Genomic DNA, 24,400 nt, shown 5'->3' with positions numbered 1-24,400 from the left:
GCAAAAGCCAGCAATGCAGCATTTGCTGACGATTCTTCTGTAGCGGCAACGCTGGCGTGCCGCTATGATGCCACTGCTAGCTTGAGTATAATCTTAGCTCAGGCGGTGTGCGTTACGACGCGCGTGAATCATTATCAGAAATCTCATCATGCTGAAATTCCGAGCTTCATTCCTGAGCCTTGCTCTGATGTTGGCCGTACCTTTTGCCCCGCAGGCCGTGGCGAAAACGGCAGCGACAACCGCGGCGTCTCAACCTGAGATTGCCTCCGGTAGCGCAATGATTGTTGATCTCAACACCAATAAAGTGATCTATTCGAACCACCCGGATCTGGTGCGTCCGATTGCCTCGATAACCAAATTAATGACGGCGATGGTCGTGCTCGACGCGCGATTGCCGCTGGATGAAATACTGAAGGTCGATATCAGCCAGACGCCGGAAATGAAAGGGGTTTACTCCCGCGTGCGCCTGAACAGCGAAATTAGCCGCAAAAATATGTTGCTGCTGGCGTTGATGTCATCCGAAAACCGTGCGGCGGCAAGCCTGGCGCACTATTATCCCGGCGGTTATAACGCGTTTATTAAAGCGATGAATGCGAAGGCGAAAGCGCTGGGCATGACGCATACCCGCTTCGTTGAGCCGACGGGGCTGTCGATTCATAACGTCTCGACCGCGCGGGATTTAACAAAACTGCTGATTGCCACGAAGCAATACCCGCTGATTGGCCAGCTAAGCACCACGCGCGAAGATATGGCGACATTCTCGCATCCGGCGTATACGCTGCCGTTTCGCAATACCAACCATTTGGTCTACCGTGATAACTGGAATATCCAGTTAACGAAAACCGGTTTTACCAATGCGGCGGGGCATTGTCTGGTGATGCGTACCGTGATCAATAACAAACCGGTCGCGCTGGTGGTCATGGACGCGTTCGGCAAATATACCCACTTTGCGGACGCCAGTCGCCTGCGTACATGGATTGAAACCGGTAAAGTCATGCCCGTTCCGGCTGCCGCGCTGAGCTATAAAAAGCAAAAAGCCGCGCAAATGGCGGCAGCCAGCGCCAGCGCCGGGGCGCAAACCGCACAGAACGATTAAATCGCCGTAGGCCCGGCAGGCATCGCGCCGCCGGGCATTCACGGTAAACCGCACCGTGTTAATGCGTTTCGTCGGGCGTATTTTCCTGCCAGAATTTCCGCTTACTCGTTTTGCCGATACCGGGGTTCATACTGTTGGTCGGGTCATTTTGCCGATAAAAACGCGTCAGCGTTTCCGGCGCTTTATACAGATGTCCAACGTTGTGCTCCGCCGGGTATTGCGCCCCGCGCGCCTGCAACAGCTCCAGCATTTGCGCTTTCAGCGCATGGACGTCGACGCCTTTCTTCACGATATAGTCCTGATGAAAAACGTGGCACATAAAGTGACCGTAATAGAGTTTATGTACCAGTTGGCTGTCGATTTCCGGCGGCAGATGCTCGAACCAGTCGGTATCGTTGCGGCGCAGAGCGATATCCAGCGCCAGGATATCTTCCACTTCATCAGCGTGTACGGCCTGATAACGAATCGCCGCGCCAGCAGCGGCGAAGCGGTGCAGGAAGGCTTTGCTGCCTTCTTCCGGCGTACAGGTGAAGAAACCGCCCTCAGCGGATTTAAAAAATTCATTCAGCCAGCGTTGCGCTTCTGCGACGCCGTCTCCCGCCATTTTTAACAGCAGATGATGCTCATATTTATCGCGCCAGTTTTTCATTCGCGGCGGCAGATGGCTGGGAAACAGGTGGCCGAATTTCTGCATCGCGCGGTCGGTGAAATGCGGTCGGAAAAATTTTACTTTTTCCAGCATCGCATCGGTTCGGCCTTTTAGCGTGAAAAAGAATGGCATCTTGTCGGTGCCGAGTTTATCGATCATCAGAAAGGTATCTTTACCGTACTGCTCCGCAATATCGTAGATATCGCGATGCATATATTCTCCCGCCACTGGCAGATTGTCGAAGTTCGCCAGAATATGCCGACGGATTTCAGTCAGTACCGCGGGCTGATTGGTGCCGATATAAAAAACCTGCTGATTTTTTTCCGCTGCAAAGGTATCAAGGCGAACGGCAAAAACCGCCAGTTTTCCGGCGCAGCCGGAAGATTCAAACAAACGGTCCGGGTCGGCGTTATAGCGGGCGGGCGTATCGGCGTTGATATCTCGTACCCGCGTCACGTAGTCGTGATCGTGCGCATGACGACCATCGTGACGCACATCCTCATCTTTAATCCGTTCGTCATCCAGCTTGCTCAGGATCTGCTCCGGCGTATGCCCAAGATCGATACCCAGATGATTGACCAGTTGCAGTTTGCCTTGCTCGTCAATACGGGCAAAGAGCGACATCTCGGTATAGGCCGGGCCGCGCTGCACCAGCGAGCCGCCGGAGTTATTACAGATGCCGCCGATGACCGACGCGCCGATACACGACGAACCAATCACCGAGTGCGGTTCACGGCCCAGCGGTTTAAGCGCTTTTTCCAGCGCATAGAGCGTCGTACCGGGCCAAGCCAGAACCTGTTGGCCGTTATCCAGTAAGTGCAGCTTATCCAGCCGCTGGGTGCTGATAATCACAATATCGCGATCGTAGTCGTTGCCGTTCGGCGTGGAGCCTTCCGTCAGACCGGTGTTGGCGGCCTGCATCAGAATAATTTTGTCAGCGTTAACGCAGGCGTTGAGCACACGCCACAGTTCCAGTAATGAACCCGGGAAAACAACGGCCAGCGCGTCGCCCTGACCGGAACGGAAACCCTTGCGATAGCGGGCGGTTTTGGCGGGGTCTGTCAGCAGGTGAGAATGGCCTACCAGGCGGGCCAGCTCATTCAGGAACGTTTTATTATCAGTCATTGTTATGGAAGACATTCTCCACTCCTTGTGGTGGGACAAAATATCAGCGTTAAGCATAGCGCTTTGTATGACAATACGCTTTCTCATTCAAATTGTCTCTGTGTTGGTAGTATTCATTTGCCGCCTTGATACCATTTGCTGGCGGTTGCGTATTCGACTGTGCGGAAAATTAGGAGAATAACCTTCGCTTTCTTCTCCTCTCGCGTTTAGGCTTATGGCAAACTGCGGTTTTTATTCTGTTTTTACCGCCTCGTCGGGATAAAGATAAAGAGAGACTCAACATGAAATGGTTATGTTCAGTAGGTGTTGCTGTGAGTCTGGCGATGCAGCCAGCATTGGCGGAAAACCTGTTTGGCAATCACCCGCTGACGCCCGAAGCGCGCGACGCGTTCGTCACGGATTTACTCAAGAAAATGACTGTCGATGAAAAAATTGGTCAGTTACGTCTGATTAGCGTCGGCCCTGATAACCCGAAAGAAGCGATCCGCGAGATGATCAAAGACGGGCAGGTAGGGGCGATTTTCAATACCGTCACCCGCCAGGATATCCGTCAAATGCAGGATCAGGTGATGGCATTGAGCCGCCTGAAAATTCCTCTCTTTTTTGCCTATGACGTGGTACACGGCCAGCGAACCGTCTTCCCAATAAGCCTCGGTCTGGCTTCTTCTTTTAATCTGGATGCGGTAAGAACCGTAGGACGCGTATCGGCGTATGAAGCGGCGGACGACGGTCTGAATATGACCTGGGCACCGATGGTGGATGTCTCCCGCGATCCGCGTTGGGGACGCGCCTCCGAAGGCTTTGGCGAAGATACATATTTAACCTCCATCATGGGCGAAACCATGGTGAAAGCGATGCAGGGCAAAAGTCCGGCGGATCGCTATTCGGTGATGACCAGCGTGAAACATTTTGCCGCCTATGGCGCCGTTGAAGGCGGTAAAGAATACAACACCGTGGATATGAGTTCCCAGCGTCTGTTTAATGACTACATGCCGCCGTACAAAGCGGGGCTGGATGCGGGGAGCGGTGCGGTGATGGTGGCGCTGAACTCGCTGAACGGTACGCCTGCGACGTCAGATTCCTGGCTATTGAAAGATGTCCTGCGCGATGAGTGGGGCTTTAAGGGAATTACCGTTTCCGACCACGGCGCTATTAAAGAACTGATTAAACACGGTACCGCGGCCGACCCGGAAGATGCGGTGCGCGTGGCGCTAAAGGCAGGGGTGGATATGAGCATGGCGGATGAGTATTACAGCAAATATCTGCCGGGCCTGATTAAGTCGGGCAAAGTGACGATGGCGGAACTGGACGACGCGACGCGCCATGTGCTCAACGTAAAATATGACATGGGATTGTTTAACGACCCCTATAGCCATCTGGGGCCGAAAGAGAGCGACCCGGTGGACACCAATGCCGAAAGCCGCCTGCATCGTAAAGAGGCGCGGGAAGTGGCGCGGGAAAGTGTGGTACTGCTGAAAAACCGGCTGGAAACGCTGCCGTTGAAAAAATCGGGCACCATTGCTGTTGTTGGGCCGCTGGCCGACAGTCAACGTGATGTAATGGGGAGTTGGTCTGCTGCTGGGGTCGCGAATCAGTCGGTGACGGTGCTGGCGGGTATTCAAAATGCCGTCGGCGACGGGGCGAAGATCCTCTATGCCAAAGGGGCGAATATCACTAACGATAAAGACATCGTCGATTTCTTAAACCTGTATGAAGAGGCGGTGAAAATCGATCCGCGTTCACCGCAGGCGATGATTGATGAGGCGGTGCAGGCGGCGAAACAGGCCGATGTGGTGGTCGCGGTGGTAGGCGAGTCGCAGGGGATGGCGCATGAAGCCTCCAGCCGTACCAATATCACCATTCCGCAGAGTCAGCGCGACTTAATCACCGCTCTGAAAGCCACCGGTAAGCCGCTCGTACTGGTATTAATGAACGGCAGACCGCTGGCGCTGGTAAAAGAAGATCAACAGGCCGATGCGATTCTGGAGACCTGGTTTGCCGGGACGGAAGGCGGTAACGCCATTGCCGATGTGCTGTTTGGCGATTACAACCCGTCAGGGAAACTGCCGATATCTTTCCCGCGTTCGGTGGGACAAATTCCGGTCTATTACAGCCATCTCAATACGGGACGCCCGTATAATCCTGAAAAGCCAAACAAATATACCTCACGCTATTTTGACGAAGCGAATGGCCCGCTCTATCCGTTTGGTTACGGTCTGAGCTACACCACATTTACGGTGTCTGACGTCACGCTCTCCTCACCGACAATGCAACGCGACGGCAAAGTCACGGCCAGCGTAGAGGTCACGAACACAGGTAAACGCGAAGGGGCAACGGTCATCCAGATGTACTTACAGGATGTCACGGCGTCAATGAGCCGCCCGGTGAAGCAATTAAAAGGCTTTGAAAAAATCACCCTCAAACCCGGCGAACGTAAAACCGTGAGTTTCCCGATTGATATCGAGGCGTTGAAGTTCTGGAATCAGCAGATGAAATATGACGCGGAACCCGGCAAGTTCAACGTCTTTATCGGCGTGGATTCCGCTCGCGTTAAACAAGGATCGTTCGAACTACTGTAAGCCTGCCGTCAACAGGGCGCGATAGCTGCGCCCTGTCTGGCAATGACTTTTCCTGTCCCCCCTTTTATTACCAGTCACGTCACTTACACTGGCGGAAAATCCCAGGTTAAACGCAGACTTTTCAACTATGCTTTTTTCTCAAGTCTCTGAAAAAGGCCGTAAAAGGATGAGGAAAGCATCATGACGATCTCAAAGCTATGGGTAAGTTCGCTGGCGTTGCTGGCGACGGTGAGTTTACCTCTACAGGCGGCATCGCCCGTGACGGTCGGGTCAAAGATTGATACCGAAGGCGCGCTGCTCGGCAACATGATTTTGCAGGTACTGGAAAGCCACGGCGTTAAAACGGTCAATAAAATTCAGCTCGGGACCACGCCAGTCGTTCGTGGCGCGATTACCGCCGGAGAGCTGGATATCTATCCGGAATACACCGGTAACGGGGCGTTCTTTTTTAAAGATGAAAACGATCCGGCATGGAAGAATGCAAAGCAAGGCTTTGAGAAAGTCAAAAAACTGGATGCGGAGCAGAATAAGCTGGTCTGGTTGACGCCTGCGCCGGCAAATAACACCTGGACCATCGCGGTACGCCAGGACATCGCGGAAAAAAATAAACTCTCCTCGCTTGCCGATCTCAGCCGTTATCTGAAAGAGGGCGGCACTTTTAAACTGGCGGCGTCTGCGGAATTTATCGAACGGGCGGATGCGCTGCCGGCATTTGAAAAAGCCTATGATTTTACCTTGAATCAGAACCAGCTCTTGTCGCTGGCGGGCGGCGATACGGCGGTCACGATCAAAGCCGCCGCGCAACAAACATCCGGCGTTAACGCCGCGATGGCGTATGGCACCGACGGCCCGGTCGCCGCGCTGGGTCTGCAAACCCTGAGCGACCCGAAAGGCGTCCAGCCTATCTATGCCCCCGCGCCGGTAGTACGTGAATCGGTGTTACAGGCCTATCCGCAGATAGCTGACTGGCTACAGCCCGTTTTCGCCAGCCTTGATGAGAAAACGCTGCAACAGTTGAACGCCAGAATCGCCGTAGAAGGGCTGGATGCGAAAAAAGTCGCCGCAGATTACCTCCGACAAAAAGGGTGGGTGAAGTAATCTGTGAGTGACGCTGCCAAAAAAATCACGGTTAATCGTGTGCTGTTGCTGTTGGTTGTTCTGACTCTGCTTGCTGTCGCGCTGCCTTTCATTAATTACGCCCCGAATCGTCTGGTGAGCGGCGAGGGGCGACAGTTATGGGAGATCTGGCCGGCGACCATCTGGATGCTGACTGGCGCGGGATGCGCGCTGTTTACGCTGTGCTTTATACCCGGTAAACGCGGTAGCGTACTGACGCTGATGATGGCGCAGACGCTTTTTATTGTCATGCTGTGGGGAGTCGGCAGGGCGGCGACCCAGTTGGCGCAGGAGGGCAGTCCGCTGGCGCGTACCAGTCTGGGAAGTGGATTGTGGCTGGGCCTCGGTCTGATGCTGCTGGCCTGTAGCGATGCGATCCGCCGTATTACCACTGGGCCGCTGTGGCGCTGGTTGCTGCACGCGCAAATTGTCATTGTCCCGCTGGCGCTGCTGTTTTCAGGCACGTTCGACAACCTCTCGCTTCTAAAAGAGTATACCAATCGGCAGGAAGTTTTCGATGCCGCGCTGGTGCAACATTTGATGTTACTGGCGGGCACGGTGCTGCCGGCGCTGGCGATCGGACTACCGTTGGGCGTCTGGTGTTATTTTTCCGCCTCACGCCAGGGGCCGGTGTTTACCGTACTGAATGTGATCCAGACTATCCCTTCCGTCGCGCTGTTTGGCCTGCTGATTGCGCCGTTGGCCGGGCTGGTGAAACAGTTTCCGTGGCTTGCCGCATTCGGCGTCGCGGGAACCGGCATGACGCCTGCGCTGATAGCGCTGGTGCTCTATGCGTTATTGCCGCTGGTGCGCGGCGTGGTCGCCGGGCTCAATCAGGTGCCGCGCGATGTGCTGGAGAGCGCAAGAGCAATGGGAATGAGTAGCGGCCAGCGCTTCAGGCATGTGCAACTGCCGCTGGCGCTGCCGGTCTTTTTACGTAGCCTGCGGGTAGTAATGGTCCAGACAGTGGGAATGGCCGTTGTCGCCGCGCTGATTGGCGCGGGAGGTTTCGGCGCGCTGGTGTTTCAGGGGCTATTGAGCAGCGCCATTGATTTAGTCCTGTTGGGCGTCATTCCGGTGATTGCGCTGGCGGTAGTGATCGACGCGCTGTTTGATTTATGGATCGCGTTTTTGAAGGGAGCAAACGATGATTGAATTTAACCATGTCAGTAAAACCTTCGGCGATCAACAGGCTGTTAGCGACCTCAATTTGCACTTTAGCGAAGGCAGCTTTTCGGTGTTAATTGGCACCTCCGGTTCGGGAAAATCGACCACGCTGAAGATGATTAACCGGCTGGTAGAGCATGATAGCGGAACGATCCGTTTTGCCGGGGAAGAGATCCGCAGCCTGCCGGTGCTTGAACTGCGCCGTCGCATGGGCTATGCCATTCAGTCTATCGGTCTTTTTCCCCACTGGACGGTGGCGCAAAATATCGCCACCGTACCGCAACTACAAAAGTGGTCGCGTGCGCGGATTAACGATCGTATTGACGAACTGATGGCATTATTGGGTCTGGAAAGCGCGCTGCGCGATCGCTATCCGCATCAGCTTTCCGGCGGGCAACAGCAGCGGGTCGGCGTTGCGCGGGCGCTGGCTGCCGATCCGCAGGTATTGCTGATGGACGAGCCTTTCGGCGCGCTTGATCCGGTAACGCGCGGCGCATTGCAGCAGGAGATGACCCGCATTCATCAGCTACTGGGACGCACCATCGTACTGGTGACGCACGACATCGACGAGGCGCTACGCCTCGCCGACCATCTGGTGCTGATGGACGGGGGCCACGTTATCCAACAGGGATCGCCGCTTTCTATGCTGACCTCGCCGGAAAATGATTTCGTGCAGGCGTTTTTTGGCCGCAGCGAGCTGGGCGTAAGGCTGCTTTCGTTACGTAGCGTAGGCGATTATGTACGCCGGCATGAACAGCTCAGCGGCGACGCGCTGGTGGAAGAGATGACGTTACGCGATGCGCTATCGATGTTTGTCGCCCGCCGGTGCGACGTCCTGCCGGTGGCGAATCAGCAGGGCGAGCCCTGCGGTACGCTCCATTTCCGCGATCTGCTTTCGGAGACGTCCCCCCGTGAAACGACTGTGTGATCCGCTTCTCTGGCTTATTGTTCTGTTCTTGCTTCTGCTGTTTGGATTGCCTTATAGCCAGCCGTTCTTCGCCGCGCTGTTTCCCGATTTACCGCGCCCGGTCTACCAACAGGAGAGTTTTGCCGCCCTCGCGCTCGCCCATTTCTGGTTGGTGGGCATCTCAAGTTTGTTTGCCGTCGTGGTGGGCGTCGGCGCAGGGATTGCGGTCACGCGAGAAAGTGGGAAGGAGTTTCGTCCCCTGGTGGAGACTATCGCTGCCGTCGGGCAGACCTTTCCGCCGGTCGCGGTACTGGCGATCGCGGTACCCGTCATGGGTTTTGGTCAGCAACCGGCCATTATCGCCTTGATCCTGTATGGGGTGTTGCCCATCCTGCAGGCGACCCTGGCCGGGCTGGGAGCGGTGCCTGCCAGCGTGATGAGCGTTGCCAGCGGTATGGGAATGAGCCGTCGCCAACAGTTGTATCAGGTTGAGCTGCCGCTGGCCGCGCCGGTGATTCTGGCGGGCATCCGAACCTCGGTGATTATCAATATTGGTACGGCGACCATCGCTTCAACGGTGGGGGCCAGTACGTTAGGCACGCCGATCATTATCGGGCTTAGCGGCTTTAATACGGCCTATGTTATCCAGGGGGCGCTGCTGGTGGCGCTGGCGGCGATCATTATCGATCGCCTGTTTGAAAGGCTGACGCGCGCGCTTACCCGGCACGCAAAATAAAACTGTAACCTGCCAGCATCACGCCGCCGATACCGCCAATAGCCATCAGCAGGAAAAGGGCGATCACCCCGATTTTCGCTACGCGCATTATGTACTCCTTATGTTAATAAAAGGAGTATACATTAAAGCGAATTTGTTAGCTGCTGTTTAAACGCCAAGGGGATGAATGTCGCATCCCTGGGCGCGCCAGGCCAAAAGTTGCTGCTGCTGCGCCAGCGTCTGGTTTTCTCCGCACCATACCAGTAACGTCTTGCCGTCAAACAGTTCCGGGCGGAACTGGCTAAGCGAGTGCGCCAGCACGTCGATTCGCCATCCCTGTTGGCTGGCGACCCAACCTTCCAGCCACAGGCGGGTGGTATCATGGATATTCCAGCCGATCACCAACGCATCTTTTCCCTGTTTCTTACGCGCAGACGCCAGGCAGAGCGCAATATAGTTGATCAGGATACCGTCAAGAATGCCGAGCAGCGCCTGAAGGGCGGGTTGTTGGCACTGTAATCGTCGCCGCAGCGGGACGAACAGGTTCGTGGTCAATGTCTGGGCTGGATAATCCTGACCGCGTTCTTTGACCCATAACCGTAAACTGTGCAGATTACTGCTTTGCAGGTAGTGCAGCAGGATCTCCTGCTGTTCGCGCCAGCCGTTAGGTTGTTCGCTACTGTCGCTACTGAGCAGCACTTTGACTTTGCTGACCTGGACGCCGTTATCTATCCAGCGCTTGATTTCGCGGATTCTGTCGATATCGGCATCGTTAAACAGACGATGACCGCCATCCGTTCGCTGTGGTTTTAAAAGTCCATAACGTCTCTGCCACGCGCGCAACGTGACAGGATTGATATCACAAAGCAAAGCCACTTCACCAATTGTGTAAAGCGCCATCGTTTCACCCTTGCTCGCGAGGTCCCGGTTTAACTTTAGACGCTCTTTTAGGAACCAGGAAGTTTTGCCTGTTTTTTATGCATTAAAACGCGAAGTAGCGGGTTGCGGCGCGGCGTTTAAGTGATCGTATTCACGAATTCATATTTTTATGCAACAGTTCAAAGAAAGTTAATCGTACTCAATGTATGTTACGCGCTTTTAATTGAAGTGTGGTTTGCGGGTATGTACGAGTTTAATCTGGTGTTGCTGCTGCTTCAGCAGATGTGCGTGTTTCTGGTCATTGCGTGGCTAATGAGTAAAACGCGCCTGTTCATCCCGCTTATGCAGGTCACGGTTCGTCTGCCGCACAAGCTTCTGTGTTACGTCACGTTTTCTATCTTCTGCATTATGGGCACTTATTTTGGGCTGCATATCGAAGATTCGATTGCCAATACCCGCGCGATTGGCGCGGTGATGGGTGGCCTACTCGGCGGGCCGGTCGTCGGCGGGCTGGTCGGTCTGACCGGTGGGTTACATCGGTATTCTATGGGCGGCATGACGGCGCTGAGCTGTATGATTTCCACCATCGTCGAAGGGCTGCTGGGCGGGTTGGTACACAGCGTTCTCATACGTCGCGGACGCCCGGACAAAGTGTTTAGCCCGCTGACGGCGGGAGCAATTACGTGTGTTGCTGAACTGGTGCAGATGCTGATTATTTTATTGATAGCCAGGCCGTTTGACGATGCCCTGCATCTGGTCAGTAATATTGCCGCGCCGATGATGGTGACGAATACCGTTGGCGCCGCGCTGTTTATGCGTATTTTGCTCGATAAGCGCGCCATGTTTGAAAAATATACCTCGGCATTTTCTGCTACCGCGCTGAAGGTCGCCGCGTCAACGGAGGGGATTCTGCGTCAGGGATTTAACGAAGTGAACAGTATGAAGGTGGCGCAGGTGTTATATCAGGAGCTGGATATCGGCGCCGTCGCCATCACCGATCGCGAAAAACTGCTGGCTTTTACTGGTATTGGCGACGATCACCATCTACCGGGCAAACCCATTTCATCAGGTTATACGCTGAAAGCAATTGAAACCGGAGAGGTGGTTTATGCCGATGGCAACGAAGTGCCGTATCGCTGTTCGCTACACCCGCAGTGTAAACTCGGCTCGACGCTGGTGATCCCGCTGCGTGGCGAAAATCAGCGAGTCATGGGCACCATTAAATTGTACGAAGCGAAAAACCGGCTGTTCAGCTCAATTAACCGTACCCTGGGAGAGGGTATTGCGCAGCTTTTATCCGCGCAGATCCTGGCCGGGCAGTATGAACGGCAGAAGGCGTTGCTGACGCAGTCAGAGATCAAGCTGTTGCACGCGCAGGTGAATCCGCATTTTCTGTTTAACGCGCTCAATACCATTAAAGCGGTGATTCGCCACGACAGCGAACAGGCCAGCCAACTGGTGCAGTACTTGTCGACCTTTTTTCGCAAAAATTTAAAACGCCCGTCGGAAATCGTCACGCTGGCGGATGAAATTGAACACGTGAACGCTTATCTGCAAATTGAAAAAGCGCGCTTTCAGTCGCGTCTGCAGGTACAGCTTGATGTTCCATCGACGCTTTCACGTCAGAAATTGCCTGCGTTTACGTTACAGCCGATTGTTGAGAACGCCATTAAACATGGCACGTCGCAACTGCTTGATACCGGCAACGTCGCTATTCGCGCCCGGCGCGAAGGGCAGCATTTGATGTTAGATATTGAAGATAATGCGGGACTGTATCAGCCTTCCGCCGGCAGTAGCGGGTTGGGGATGAGTCTGGTGGATAAACGTCTGCGCGAACACTTTGGCGATGATTATGGTATTAGCGTGGCCTGCGAGCCGGACTGTTTTACCCGAATTACATTACGACTTCCACTGGAGGAGGACGCATGATTAAAGTGCTGATTGTGGATGATGAGCCGTTAGCGCGGGAAAATCTGCGGATTTTGCTCCAGGGGCAGGATGACATTGAGATTGTGGGAGAGTGCGCGAACGCGGTAGAAGCGATTGGCGCGGTACATAAGCTGCGACCTGATGTGCTGTTTCTGGATATTCAGATGCCGCGTATCAGTGGACTGGAGATGGTAGGAATGCTTGACCCGGAACACCGCCCGTATATCGTTTTTTTAACCGCGTTTGACGAATACGCCATCAAAGCCTTTGAAGAACACGCTTTTGATTATCTGCTCAAGCCGATAGAGGAGAAACGGCTGGAAAAAACGTTACATCGTCTGCGTCAGGAGCGCAGTAAACAGGATGTTTCGTTGCTGCCGGAAAACCAGCAGGCGCTTAAATTCATTCCCTGTACCGGACACAGCCGGATCTATTTGTTGCAAATGGATGATGTCGCCTTTGTCAGTAGCCGTATGAGCGGCGTTTATGTGACCAGCAGTGAAGGTAAAGAGGGGTTTACCGAGCTGACGCTGCGCACGCTGGAAAGCCGGACGCCGCTACTGCGTTGTCATCGTCAGTTTCTGGTGAATATGGCCCATTTGCAGGAAATTCGGCTGGAGGATAATGGGCAGGCAGAGCTGATTTTACGCAACGGCCTGACGGTGCCGGTAAGCCGTCGCTATCTGAAAAGTTTAAAAGAGGCGATTGGCCTGTAAAAGACTGTTAGAATATCGTTTTGCCATAGAAACGACCGAAGGCCTCATGCTGAGTAACGATATTCTGCGTAGCGTGCGCTACATTTTAAAAGCTAATAATACCGATCTGGCGCGTATCCTGGCGCTGGGTAACGTTGATGCTACGCCGGAGCAGATAGCAATCTGGTTGCGCAAAGAAGAGGAAGAGGGGTTTCAGCGTTGCCCGGATATCGTGTTGTCCTCATTTCTCAATGGCCTCATTTATGAAAAACGCGGCAAAGATGAGGCGGCGCCTGCATTGACGGCGGAACGTCGTATCAACAACAATATTGTGCTGAAAAAGCTGCGTATTGCCTTTTCGCTAAAAACAGATGATATCCTGGCGATACTTACCGATCAGTTGTTTCGTGTCTCGATGCCAGAGATCACCGCGATGATGCGCGCGCCGGATCATAAGAACTTCCGCGAATGCGGCGATCAGTTTATGCGTTATTTTCTGCGCGGTCTGGCGGCTCGTGAACACGCGGCGAAGTAATTTTGCGGTATTGTTCCCGGCAGCGTCCTGTCTGACCGGGAAAACGCATTATTATACTAATTGATTCTATGATACCCGCTCTCTTCCAACAGCTTCTGCGAGCGAATCATTGACAGATAGTGCGCGGAACAGTTGTCAATTGATGATCCTGGCAATTTACAGAGGTCGCTCATTTTTGCCTGGGTAAAATCAATATTCACATATTCCGTAGCATAGCTATCATAATAGTCGATTCGCTCAGTCAAACCCGGTATACCCTGATAAGAGTCGCTGACTTGACTTAGCATTTTTTGTGCTTCTTCTTTATTATTGGCTTTCAGGATCTTATAAAGTATTTTATTTTCAGATGCTTGACGTAAAACGATATCCCCTTTGTAGTAATAGGTTAACTTGATTTCAATACCGTTGAGATTACCTACATAGCGTTGTGTTTCCTCTGACTCTTTGTTAGCGGCTATCTTTTTGATAAACGCTGTCATGTTATTTTGCTTTCCCTGGAGAGTATCGTTTTTCTGATCGCAGCCAGTTATGCTAACCGATAGAGAGAGCGCGAATAGTGGCAGCGCCATAAGGCGTAGAATCCGCATAACAATTCCTTGTCGTTAAGTATTGGTGTAGCCAGGAATTCAGGGATTATAGGCTTTGGCGAGGGGACTTACAGCGAGGCTGTCTTTTTTCGGAATTCATAAAGAAAAGACGCTGCCGAAGCAGCGCCCTGAGCGACTTTATCAGTCGATGCAATACATTATGCCTGCCAGTTATTTCGCTTCTTTAAAACCAGCGGCTTCCAGCAGCGTCTGGGTTTGTTTCATGCTGATACCTTTGCTGGTATCGCCGGACACCATTGTCCCAGAGATTCCCTGTAACGCTTTAAAGTCCACTTTTTCCATATCCACAGAGACGTTTTCCTGGGCATAGGTATCTTCATAGGTTAATTTTTCTTCCACTCCGGCGATATTTTTATATTTCGCGCTCAGCGGATCGAGAATTTTGGCGGCATCTTCTTTCGTTTTAGCGCCTACAGTGGCATAGCTGATTTTACTTTCAGACGTCTGCTTAATGATTTTGTCACCTTTATAGGTGTAGGTAATTGAAATTTCTGTCCCCGCCAGGTTTGCGTTAAAGGTCTTTGATTCTTCTTTATCGCCACAGCCAGCAAGAGAGAACACCAGTACGGAAGCCAAAGCCGCGGACAATAACTTGCCAGAAATTTTCATCTAAAACTCCATTTTATATAATGATTGGGTTTTTAAAATAATTTCAATGAATTAATTTAACCCAGTAATAGCAATGTATCAGGGAGGGATAGAATATGACTTTTAGCCGTTATTTAGCAGTCCGGATATGGAGTCTTAGCGCTATTGCTTATTAAGGAAAAAGTTAAAACGCGCGGAGGGGGCGATATGCCAGTCAGGATTAAGCGGTTAAAAAAGCCGGAGCATGCTCCGGCTTGTTGCTTATTTCACCTGCTGGCCAGGCTTCGCGCCCTCATCAGGGCTTAACAGGAAGATATCTTTCCCGCCAGGGCCTGCGGCCATCACCATTCCCTCGGAAACGCCAAAGCGCATTTTGCGCGGCGCGAGGTTGGCGACCATTACCGTCTGGCGGCCAATCAGCGCCTGCGGGTCCGGGTAGGCGGAACGAATGCCGGAGAAGACGTTACGCTTCTCGCCGCCCAGATCCAGCGTCAGACGCAGCAATTTGTCAGAGCCTTCCACAAACTCGGCGTTTTCAATCAATGCTACGCGCAGGTCAATTTTGGCGAAATCGTCAAAGGTGATGGTTTCCTGAATCGGGAAGTCGGCTAACGGGCCGGTAACCGGCGCAGCTGCGGCTTTCACCTCTTCTTTAGACGCTTCAACCAGCGCTTCAACTTGCTTCATGTCGATGCGATTGTAGAGCGCCTTAAAGGTGTTGACCTTGTGACCGAGCAGCGGCTGTTCGATGGCATCCCAGTTCAGTTCGCTGTTCAGGAAGGCTTCAACGCGTTCAGAAAGCGTCGGCAGTACCGGTTTCAGATACGTCATCAGCACGCGGAACAGGTTGATGCCCATCGAGCAAATGGCCTGCAGGTCAGCGTCGCGGCCTTCCTGTTTAGCCACCACCCACGGCGCTTGCTCGTCAACATAACGGTTAGCGACGTCGGCCAGCGCCATAATCTCACGGATAGCTTTGCCGAATTCACGGCTTTCCCATGCTTCGCCAATCACCGCAGCGGCGTCAGTAAAGGTTTTATACAATTGCGGATCGGCCAGTTCAGCCGCCAGCACGCCGTCGAAACGCTTATTGATAAAACCGGCGTTACGCGAGGCCAGATTGACTACTTTATTGACGATATCGGCATTGACGCGCTGGACAAAGTCTTCCAGGTTCAGGTCGATGTCATCAATGCGTGAAGAAAGCTTCGCGGTGTAGTAGTAGCGCAGGCTGTCGGCGTCAAAGTGTTTCAGCCAGGTGCTGGCCTTAATAAAGGTGCCGCGCGACTTAGACATCTTCGCGCCGTTCACCGTCACGTAACCGTGAACGAACAGGTTGGTCGGCTTACGGAAGTGGCTGCCTTCCAGCATGGCAGGCCAGAACAGGCTGTGGAAATAGACGATGTCTTTGCCGATGAAGTGGTACAGCTCGGCGTCGGAGTCTTTTTTCCAGTACTCATCAAAACTGGTCGTGTCACCGCGCTTATCACACAGATTTTTGAAGGAGCCCATATAGCCAATCGGCGCGTCCAGCCAGACGTAGAAATATTTGCCCGGTGCGTTCGGGATTTCGAAACCAAAATACGGCGCGTCGCGGGAAATGTCCCACTGCTGCAGGCCGGATTCAAACCACTCCTGCATTTTATTCGCCACCTGCTCCTGCAGCGCGCCGCTGCGGGTCCACGCCTGCAGCATTTCGCTGAATGACGGTAGGTCAAAGAAAAAGTGCTCGGAGTCACGCATTACCGGCGTCGCGCCGGACACCACGGATTTCGGCTCTATAAGTTCGGTCGGGCTGTAAGTTGCGCCGCAGACTTCACAGTTATCGCCGTACTGGTCCGCGGATTTACATTTCGGGCAGGTGCCTTTCACAAATCGGTCCGGCAGGAACATGCCTTTTTCCGGATCGTAGAGTTGAGAAATAGTGCGGTTCTTAATAAAACCGTTCTCTTTCAGGCGCGTATAAATCAACTCGGACAGCTCGCGATTCTCGTCGCTGTGCGTTGAGTGGTAGTTGTCGTATCTAATATTAAAACCGGCGAAATCGGTCTGGTGCTCCTGGCTCATTTCACCGATCATTTGCTCCGGCGTAATACCAAGCTGCTGCGCTTTCAGCATGATCGGCGTGCCATGAGCGTCATCGGCACAGATGAAGTTAACCTCATGGCCGCGCATTCGCTGGTAACGGACCCAGACATCAGCCTGGATGTGCTCCAGCATATGGCCGAGGTGGATAGAGCCGTTGGCGTACGGCAGCGCGCACGTTACCAGAATTTTCTTCGCGACTTGAGTCATAGTGGGTATTACTTCTTCTGTTGTAAAAAAGGGCTTTGATAGTACCAAAATGGTAATTACTGCGCCAAGCGATAAGGGCATTTATCCGTAAATGAATAATTGTTACCGCTGGAGTAAACTACAAAGTTACAATCGTACTTTTCAGAACTACAAAAGGAGTCGGGATGAACGAACAATCCCAGGCCAAATCACCAGATACCCTGCGAGCGATGGTCGCCGGGACGCTGGCGAATTTTCAGCACCCAACCCTGAAGCATAACCTCACCACGCTTAAGGCGTTGCACCACGTCGCCTGGATGGATGATACGCTGCACGTTGAGGTGGTCATGCCGTTCGTCTGGAACAGCGCGTTTGAGGTCTTAAAAGAGCAATGCAGCGCCGATCTGTTACGTATTACAGGCGCAAAAGCGATCGACTGGAAACTGTCGTACAACATTGCGACGCTGAAACGCGTCAAAAATCAGCCTGGCATTAATGGCGTGAAAAACATCATTGCCGTGAGCTCCGGTAAAGGCGGGGTGGGTAAATCGTCCACGGCGGTAAACCTGGCGCTGGCGTTAGCGGCTGAAGGCGCAAAGGTCGGGGTTCTCGATGCCGATATTTACGGCCCGTCGATCCCAACCATGCTTGGCGCAGAAGATCAGCGCCCGACATCGCCAGACGGTACGCATATGGCGCCGATTATGTCTCACGGCCTGGCGACCAACTCGATCGGTTATCTGGTGACTGACGATAACGCGATGGTATGGCGCGGCCCAATGGCCAGTAAGGCGCTGATGCAGATGTTGCAGGAGACGCTGTGGCCGGATCTGGATTATCTGGTACTGGATATGCCGCCGGGAACCGGGGATATTCAGCTAACGCTGGCGCAGAACATTCCTGTAACCGGCGCGGTGGTGGTGACTACGCCGCAGGATATCGCGCTAATCGACGCCAAAAAAGGTATCGTGATGTTCGAGAAGGTGGAAGTGCCGGTGCTCGGCATTGTGGAAAATATGAGTATGCATATTTGTAGCAATTGCGGCCATCACGAACCGATCTTCGGCACGGGCGGCGCGCAGAAGCTGGCGGAAAAATACCATACTCAGCTTCTGGGTCAGATGCCGCTGCATATTAGTCTGCGCGAAGATCTCGATCGCGGTACGCCGACGGTGGTTAGCCGTCCGGAGAGCGAATTTACCGCGATCTATCGCGAACTGGCCGATCGCGTTGCGGCACAGCTTTACTGGCAGGGTGAAGTGATTCCGGGAGAAATCGCCTTCCGCGCGGTGTAATTTCTGGCGTTAAATATTATTCACCGTATCAATGACATATTGATGCGGTGAATATATTGAATGGAAAAGCTGCGTAATATTGTTTATCCTGCCTGTATAATCCATGTCTTTTTCTGAATAATTCGCCTCAATGCATCATTTGAATTGATCAAACCTATCTCATTAATCTACCATTCCAATTGGTTTTAGCAGGGACGTTAATACATAATTCAACGGAAAAATGGCTTGTACGCTGTTTTCCACTTAAAACAGGAATAATGAACGCAATGAAGAAAAGTTTATTCTTGGGATTTATAACTCTGGCTTATGGAATGAGTTTACAGGCTTTGGCTTCTGATACGGCAACCTTAACCATTACCGGGAGGGTTGTTGAACCAACATGCAGTACTGATGTTGTGAATAATACGGTGCAGCAGCGATGTGGTCAGACTCTTCATCATACAGATATTAACAATGTTACCCCCACTCCTGCACAAGGCATTGTTACTGAAATTGTCGCTGTTCCTGGGGATTCCACACGACAGATAGTGTTAAATCGCTACGACTAAGAAAATATATTGTTTATTAAGCCTCTATCATTTTAATGAATGATAGAGGCTTTTTTATTTGCGATACAAATAATTGTTGTCAATTAATTACGCTAATTTATTAAATTTTAAAATAGTACTCACCTTCACTTATTTGCTACAACTATATTGATATTTGTAACTTGTTTTAAATCAATAAAACAACACGTTTACATTGCAGTAACGTTTTTGGTGTGCGAATTTAAATCCAAGAGTTAACCCTCTTAACAAATAGAAATTATTTTATTAAGGAAGATACTATGAAACGTTCAATTATTTCTGCTGCTGTACTGTCTGCTGTATTTATGAGTGCTGGGGCGTTTGCTGAAGATACCGGAACTTTAAACATTATTGGCACAGTAGTTGGAACATCATGCCAGTTTGTGTCAGGAAATAATTCAGAGGATGTGGTGTTAAGTCAGGTTGAAACTAATGTATTTGATACGATGAGTCCCGGTTCGGTTTATACACCAATCACGGAACAGACCACACATCTCAAAATTTACTGCCCAGGTATTGAAGAAGGAAAAAGTCTGAATATTACTGTCAAGGCACCAACTTTAGATGCTGAAGGTGTAATTGGAAATACGTTACCTGATGGTGCTAAAGGTGTCGGTTTTGCTTTGAAATATAAAAACAAAGCTGTTGATCATAGCTCAAATAATATCATCGTGGGAGCCACAGATTTTGACTCAGATAAGATCTATACGATTCCACTGGATGTTTATTATGCTAAGCAAGGTACTGACGCAGTAACGTCAGGGGATGTGAACGCTACCGTAACACTGCAAGCTGCATATAATTGATTTGTAGGCCGGCATAACCTGCCGGCCTTTTATAAGGTAGTTACCCATGAAAAAACTTCTTTTTTTTTCGCTGTTCTTCGTTTCAACGGCAAATGCCGGTGTGGTTATTTACGGTACTCGCATTATCTATCCAGCAGAGAAAAATGAAGTACTGGTGCAGTTAATGAATCAGGGTGGGCGTTCTTCATTGGTTCAGTCGTGGATTGATGATGGAGATACATCGTTACCACCGGAAAAGATTAAGGTTCCATTTTTGCTAACACCTCCTGTTGCGAAGGTGGCTGGGGATTCAGGTCAGCAGATTAAAATTAAAAAAATGCCAAATATGCTACCAAATAATAAAGAAAGTTTGTTTTATCTCAACGTGCTGGATATTCCACCAAACAATCCAAATAGTACCGGTAAAAATGTATTGAAATTTGCAATGCAGAATCGCATCAAATTATTCTATCGGCCTAAAGGAATTGCCCCAGTTAATAGAGGTACTTTTCAGAAACTGTCCATGAAACGTACTGCTAATAGTTATTCTATTCAGAATGATACAGCTAATTGGGTCACGATAATAGAAGTTAAAGTTAATGGTGTTAAAATAAATAACGAAAGTATTATGCTTGCACCGCTCTCCAGTGCAGAGGTGGCATTAAAAAGTGCTAATGCCAATCAGTATAAAATGACCATTATTGACGATCACGGTAATTATATTAGCGATAACGTCAGCTTAAAATAACAGGAGCTGGTTATGTTAAGGATGACTCCGATTGCTTCGGCGGTATTACTGTTGCTACTCGGCATTGACGCCCATGCCGCAGAAGAAACGTTTGATACAAATTTTATGATGGGTGGAATGAAAGGTGAGAGGGTTTCTGATTTTCGCCTCGATGATAACCAACCCCTGCCAGGCCAATATGATATTGACATCTACGTCAATAAGCAGTGGCGTGGTAAGTATGATATTACTGTTAAGGATAATCCGGATGACACCTGTTTATCCCGCGATGCATTAACGCGTCTGGGGATAAATATACAAGCGTTGGACAAGCAGAATGAATGCCCAACCTTGAAGCAGGCGGTACAAGGGGGCAGTTATGCCTGGAATATTGGCACGTTTCGTCTGGATCTTAGCGTTCCGCAGGCGTTTGTCGATGAACTTGAGCAAGGGTATGTTCCTCCGGAAAACTGGGATCGTGGCATTAATGCCTTCTATACCTCGTACTATGCCAGCCAGTATTACAGCGACTATAAGGATTCTGGCAACAGTAAAAGTACCTACGCGCGTTTCACCAGCGGGTTAAACCTGCTGGGCTGGCAGCTGCATTCCGATGCCAGCTATAACAAAACCGATGACAGCAGCGGGGAGTGGAAAAGCAACACCCTGTATCTGGAGCGCGGCATCCCACAAATTCTGGGCACTCTGCGTGCCGGGGATATGTATACCTCATCAGATATTTTTGATGCGGTGCGTTTTCGTGGCGTACGGCTGTATCGCGATATGCAGATGCTGCCGAACTCAAAACAGAATTTTACGCCGCTGGTGCAGGGGATTGCGCAAAGTAACGCGCTGGTCACCATCGAACAGAACGGTTTTGTGGTTTACCAGAAAGAGGTTCCGCCAGGCCCGTTCTCTATTGCGGATTTACAGTTGGCAGGCGGCGGTGCGGATCTTGATGTTAGCATCAAAGAGGCTGACGGATCGGTAACAACCTATCTGGTGCCCTATGCTGCGGTGCCCAATATGTTGCAGCCGGGTGTTTCAAAATATGATTTTGCGGCAGGGCGTAGCCATATCGAAGGCGCCAGCAACCAGACCGATTTTGCGCAGATGAGCTACCAATACGGGCTGAATAATCTCTTAACGCTGTACGGCGGCACCATGCTGGCGGATAACTACAATGCATTTACGTTGGGTACTGGCTGGAATACGCGTATCGGCGCGATTTCCGTCGATATGACACAATCGCATAGCAAGCAAGACAATGGTGATGTGTTTGACGGGCAAAGTTACCAGATTGCCTATAACAAGTATTTGACGCAAACCGCCACCCGTTTTGGGCTTGCTGCCTATCGTTACTCGTCACGAGATTACCGAACGTTTAACGATCACGTTTGGGCCAATAACAAAGACAGCTATGATCGTGATGAAAATGATGTGTACGACATTGCGGATTATTATCAGAACGATTTTGGTCGTAAGAACAGTTTTTCGGCGAACGTCAGCCAATCTTTGCCGCAGGGCTGGGGCTCTGTATCTTTGAGCACGCTGTGGCGTGATTATTGGGGGCGTAGCGGTAACAGTAAAGATTATCAGCTGAGCTATTCCAATAGCTGGCAACGGATTAGCTATACCTTTTCCGCCAGCCAGACTTACGATGAAGATCATCACGAAGATAAGCGTTTTAACGTCTTTATCTCTATTCCGTTCGATTGGGGAGATGATATTAGCGCTCCGCGCAGGCATTTGTATGTGTCTAACTCAACGACCTTTGATGATGACGGTTTTGCGTCAAATAATACCGGGCTTTCCGGCACCGCAGGCAGTCGCGATCAGTTTAACTATGGGGTGAATCTCAGCCATCAACGGCAGGACAGCGAGACAACGGCTGGCGGAAATCTGACGTGGAATGCGCCAGTTGCGACGCTTAACGGCAGCTATAGTCAGTCGTCTAAATATACACAAACTGGCGGCAGTATTTCCGGGGGGCTGGTGGCCTGGTCTGGGGGCGTGAATTTAGCCAACCGACTGTCGGAAACGTTTGCCGTGATGCATGCGCCGGGTCTGGAAGGGGCGTATGTGAACGGGCAGAAATACCGTACCACCAACCGTAATGGCGTGGTGGTCTACGATGGTTTAACGCCGTATCGTGAAAACCACTTGATGCTGGATGTTTCCAACACTAATAGTGAAACCGATCTGCAAGGGAATCGGCGTAATACAGCCCCATATCGGGGGGCAGTCGTTCTGGCGACGTTTGATACCGACCAACGTAAACCTTGGTATATCCGGGCGCAGCGTCCCGATGGTTCACCGCTGACCTTTGGTTACGAAGTAGATGATATTCATGGACATAATATTGGCGTGGTAGGCCAGGGAAGCCAGCTCTTTATTCGCACCAATGAAGTACCGCCGGAAATAAATGTGGCGATTGATAAACAACAGGGACTTTCATGCTCAATCACTTTCGGCAAAACGATTGATGAAAGTAAAGTTTATATTTGTCGGTGAGGAATGTCATGAGATATTTATTGATGTTGTTTATGATTTTTATATCTTCAAATTTGCAAGCGTATTGTTATATTATAAATCCGGAATCTGCTAGCAATACAAAAATAGAGGATGTAATTGAAATTAAATTAGATAGCAAGAATGTTTTTGAAAAAGAAGTATCAATGGTATTTCCAGATTCTTTCTCTGGATTCCATTGTATGGGAGGGACTGCTGTAGAAAACCGCTTTAAGACAACGTATTCAAGTGGTAATGGGGAGACTGTAAGATATAAAATAAATGATGGTAGCGGACATAGGTTGTATGTTGATGTGACATTGTTTGTTGACGGTAGCCAAACAGGAAAACAAAAAGCCAATGAGACTTCTCAAGCCAGTAAACTAAACAATAACTTAAAATACAAGGTGTTGGCTAAGGTGGTAAAAGTGGAGGCAGATGATAATAGTATTGAAGCCAAATCTGCAGGTGAAGCTTTTTTGTTAGGAAATTATATCAAAGTTAAACCATTGGATTGTCATGGTGCAGTTATTTGTGCTCATGATAACACCAATCATGAATATAGTTTTAAAGTGCCGATAAAAATATTTTTTACTAAGACAACATGTTCTTTGTCTAATAATGAGATTACATTGCCTCCTATTTCATTAAGTGATCTGTTGGCTGGTAATGCTCAGGTCGAATACTTTCCTGATGCACTGAAATTTACATGTGATGGAGGGCTGGGAATGACGACAAGTATTGTAAATTATCATTTTTCTGCCGTTTCAGCAACCAATGGAGATTATTTGGCAAATGAATTAACAAGCGCCGATAGTGCAAAAAATGTTGGGTTTAAAATTTTCCTTAATGATAACCTTATTCATGTAAACTCTGATGAGAAAAGGCAACTGTTAGGGTATAATAAAGAAATGACTGAAGCTTCAGAACTGAAGCTGGGTGTACAATACTATAAATATGGTAACGTCCAACCGGGCAATGTAAAAAGTAGTGTTTATATTATTACAAGTTATCAGTAATCAATGCTAAGCACACTCTCCTTAACGGAGAGTGTGCTTTTTTATCGATGATAAAAAATCTCGCCATCATAGGCTTTGATGATTTTTCCATCGGTATCGTTAATCAGTACATACGCGCCGCCCATATAGGTCCAGTGAGTACCGGCATCTGGCGCGGGCAGATTACGTAATTTCCACTGTTTAATATTATACTCATCGGTGCGGTACATCTGCGGAACGGTATCGCCGGGCTTGAAGTGGGTGAAGTCGGCGATAAAACTTTTTAACTCATATTGATCAATGCCCGTTGTCGCGGGGGCGGCCCATGCAAAACTGGTTGCAAGCAACAGCGCGCAAGGCAGCAACTTACTTTTCATACTTTTACCCTCCACATATGCGGGTCAGTTAACATCGTGTGTATCATTTCTGCTGGTGGCGTATCTGACAAGCGCTATTTTGTTATCTCACGCCCCTTTTCGTAAAAAGTGTAAACGAAAGCGTCGTGCAGCAACATATCCGCCAGCAAGTTTGCCAGAACCGAATAGGTTTTGAGAACTATCTGATAACGCTGAAATTATCGTCCGCCGTTGGCTGTAAATTTACATTGTCTGGCGCAGACAGTATGCTTAATAGCGAAACCCCGCTTAACACGGTGG

General features: G+C 50.5%; 22 protein-coding genes. 15 read left to right on the top strand and 7 right to left on the bottom strand.

All coding sequences use genetic code 11. The annotated features are described in order from the left end of the window. Positions 1 to 148: 148 nt before the first annotated feature. On the top strand, positions 149 to 1,096 hold the full coding sequence (gene pbpG, locus NA389_RS03535; RefSeq protein ID WP_000911555.1) for a D-alanyl-D-alanine endopeptidase: 948 nt from the start codon (positions 149 to 151) through the stop codon (positions 1,094 to 1,096). 58 nt (positions 1,097 to 1,154) lie between these two features. Here pbpG and dld read toward each other — a convergent pair whose 3' ends face one another. Beyond that, positions 1,155 to 2,885 carry a D-lactate dehydrogenase gene (dld, locus tag NA389_RS03530; protein WP_000095234.1) on the bottom strand — a complete coding sequence of 577 codons (1,731 nt, stop codon included), beginning with the start codon at positions 2,883 to 2,885 and terminating at the stop codon, positions 1,155 to 1,157. Positions 2,886 to 3,151: 266 nt separating this feature from the next. Here dld and bglX point away from each other — a divergent pair, with 266 nt between their 5' ends. The 5 genes from bglX (at position 3,152) to NA389_RS03505 (ending at position 9,375) form a co-directional block, all read left to right on the top strand. Further along, complete coding sequence (gene bglX / locus NA389_RS03525) at positions 3,152 to 5,449, top strand: beta-glucosidase BglX (RefSeq protein ID WP_000871554.1); 2,298 nt, start codon at positions 3,152 to 3,154, stop codon at positions 5,447 to 5,449. A gap of 180 nt (positions 5,450 to 5,629) precedes the next feature. Further along, positions 5,630 to 6,547 (top strand): glycine betaine ABC transporter substrate-binding protein OsmF, encoded by a 918-nt coding sequence (gene osmF / locus NA389_RS03520; RefSeq protein ID WP_000155876.1) that lies wholly within the window; start codon positions 5,630 to 5,632, stop codon positions 6,545 to 6,547. Between the two features lie 3 nt (positions 6,548 to 6,550). Further along, positions 6,551 to 7,720: an ABC transporter permease gene (locus NA389_RS03515; RefSeq protein ID WP_001278108.1), complete on the top strand. Its 1,170-nt coding sequence runs from the start codon at positions 6,551 to 6,553 to the stop codon at positions 7,718 to 7,720. Further along, positions 7,713 to 8,660 (top strand): ABC transporter ATP-binding protein, encoded by a 948-nt coding sequence (locus tag NA389_RS03510; RefSeq protein ID WP_000569166.1) that lies wholly within the window; start codon positions 7,713 to 7,715, stop codon positions 8,658 to 8,660. The genes NA389_RS03515 and NA389_RS03510 overlap by 8 nt, the downstream gene beginning before the upstream one ends. Beyond that, complete coding sequence (locus NA389_RS03505) at positions 8,644 to 9,375, top strand: ABC transporter permease (protein ID WP_000824854.1); 732 nt, start codon at positions 8,644 to 8,646, stop codon at positions 9,373 to 9,375. Before NA389_RS03510 ends, NA389_RS03505 begins: the two co-directional genes overlap by 17 nt. Here NA389_RS03505 and NA389_RS03500 read toward each other — a convergent pair. Together NA389_RS03500 and mlrA are read right to left on the bottom strand one after the other, a co-directional pair. After that, positions 9,356 to 9,463, bottom strand: coding sequence for a protein YohO (locus NA389_RS03500; RefSeq protein ID WP_001261696.1), 108 nt, complete (start codon positions 9,461 to 9,463; stop codon positions 9,356 to 9,358). The genes NA389_RS03505 and NA389_RS03500 overlap by 20 nt on opposite strands. A 59-nt stretch (positions 9,464 to 9,522) precedes the next feature. Then, positions 9,523 to 10,254: an HTH-type transcriptional regulator MlrA gene (mlrA, locus tag NA389_RS03495; RefSeq protein WP_001240416.1), complete on the bottom strand. Its 732-nt coding sequence runs from the start codon at positions 10,252 to 10,254 to the stop codon at positions 9,523 to 9,525. Between the two features lie 222 nt (positions 10,255 to 10,476). Here mlrA and NA389_RS03490 point away from each other — a divergent pair, with 222 nt between their 5' ends. The 3 genes from NA389_RS03490 to NA389_RS03480 are packed head-to-tail and all read left to right on the top strand — an operon-like array spanning position 10,477 to position 13,392. After that, positions 10,477 to 12,162, top strand: a complete 1,686-nt coding sequence (locus tag NA389_RS03490; protein WP_000272847.1) for a sensor histidine kinase — start codon at positions 10,477 to 10,479, stop codon at positions 12,160 to 12,162. Next, entirely contained in the window at positions 12,159 to 12,878 is a 720-nt protein-coding gene (btsR, locus tag NA389_RS03485; protein WP_000598637.1) for a two-component system response regulator BtsR, read from the top strand. Before NA389_RS03490 ends, btsR begins: the two co-directional genes overlap by 4 nt. A gap of 46 nt (positions 12,879 to 12,924) precedes the next feature. Beyond that, a complete protein-coding gene (locus tag NA389_RS03480; RefSeq protein WP_000950412.1) occupies positions 12,925 to 13,392 on the top strand; it encodes a DUF1456 family protein in 468 nt (155 codons plus the stop codon). 56 nt (positions 13,393 to 13,448) lie between these two features. On the opposite strand, the gene NA389_RS03475 is transcribed toward NA389_RS03480, so the two are convergent. The 3 genes from NA389_RS03475 to metG form a co-directional block, all read right to left on the bottom strand. Further along, entirely contained in the window at positions 13,449 to 13,979 is a 531-nt protein-coding gene (locus tag NA389_RS03475) for a YehR family lipoprotein (protein ID WP_001221797.1), read from the bottom strand. Positions 13,980 to 14,150: 171 nt separating this feature from the next. After that, positions 14,151 to 14,609 carry a YehR family lipoprotein gene (locus NA389_RS03470; RefSeq protein ID WP_000703136.1) on the bottom strand — a complete coding sequence of 153 codons (459 nt, stop codon included), beginning with the start codon at positions 14,607 to 14,609 and terminating at the stop codon, positions 14,151 to 14,153. A 240-nt stretch (positions 14,610 to 14,849) separates the two neighbouring features. Next, on the bottom strand, positions 14,850 to 16,883 hold the full coding sequence (metG, locus tag NA389_RS03465; RefSeq protein WP_438795982.1) for a methionine--tRNA ligase: 2,034 nt from the start codon (positions 16,881 to 16,883) through the stop codon (positions 14,850 to 14,852). A gap of 164 nt (positions 16,884 to 17,047) precedes the next feature. On the opposite strand from metG, the gene apbC reads away from it, so the two are divergent. The 6 genes from apbC (at position 17,048) to NA389_RS03435 (ending at position 23,765) form a co-directional block, all read left to right on the top strand. Continuing rightward, positions 17,048 to 18,157 carry an iron-sulfur cluster carrier protein ApbC gene (gene apbC, locus NA389_RS03460; RefSeq protein ID WP_001005427.1) on the top strand — a complete coding sequence of 370 codons (1,110 nt, stop codon included), beginning with the start codon at positions 17,048 to 17,050 and terminating at the stop codon, positions 18,155 to 18,157. 266 nt (positions 18,158 to 18,423) lie between these two features. Next, on the top strand, positions 18,424 to 18,705 hold the full coding sequence (locus NA389_RS03455; protein ID WP_001543027.1) for a DUF2574 family protein: 282 nt from the start codon (positions 18,424 to 18,426) through the stop codon (positions 18,703 to 18,705). Between the two features lie 278 nt (positions 18,706 to 18,983). Continuing rightward, positions 18,984 to 19,529, top strand: a complete 546-nt coding sequence (locus NA389_RS03450; protein ID WP_000830494.1) for a fimbrial protein — start codon at positions 18,984 to 18,986, stop codon at positions 19,527 to 19,529. 46 nt (positions 19,530 to 19,575) lie between these two features. Continuing rightward, positions 19,576 to 20,256 carry a fimbria/pilus periplasmic chaperone gene (locus NA389_RS03445; RefSeq protein ID WP_000734581.1) on the top strand — a complete coding sequence of 227 codons (681 nt, stop codon included), beginning with the start codon at positions 19,576 to 19,578 and terminating at the stop codon, positions 20,254 to 20,256. Between the two features lie 12 nt (positions 20,257 to 20,268). After that, the gene (locus NA389_RS03440) at positions 20,269 to 22,749 is read left to right on the top strand and encodes a fimbrial biogenesis outer membrane usher protein (protein ID WP_000945355.1); all 2,481 of its coding nucleotides are present in this window, start codon (positions 20,269 to 20,271) and stop codon (positions 22,747 to 22,749) included. An 8-nt stretch (positions 22,750 to 22,757) separates the two neighbouring features. Continuing rightward, a complete protein-coding gene (locus NA389_RS03435; protein ID WP_001269810.1) occupies positions 22,758 to 23,765 on the top strand; it encodes a fimbrial protein in 1,008 nt (335 codons plus the stop codon). A gap of 41 nt (positions 23,766 to 23,806) precedes the next feature. Here the strand turns inward: NA389_RS03435 and rcnB are convergent, their stop codons facing one another. Beyond that, complete coding sequence (rcnB, locus tag NA389_RS03430; RefSeq protein WP_000837534.1) at positions 23,807 to 24,121, bottom strand: Ni(II)/Co(II) efflux transporter accessory subunit RcnB; 315 nt, start codon at positions 24,119 to 24,121, stop codon at positions 23,807 to 23,809. Between the last annotated feature and the right edge of the window lie 279 nt (positions 24,122 to 24,400).

The organism is Salmonella sp. NW645, assembly GCF_051703725.1.
GTDB classification, from domain to species: domain Bacteria; phylum Pseudomonadota; class Gammaproteobacteria; order Enterobacterales; family Enterobacteriaceae; genus Salmonella; species Salmonella enterica.
The sequence above is the reverse complement of the archived record's forward strand: the minus strand, read 5'-3'. Positions and strand labels throughout refer to the sequence as shown.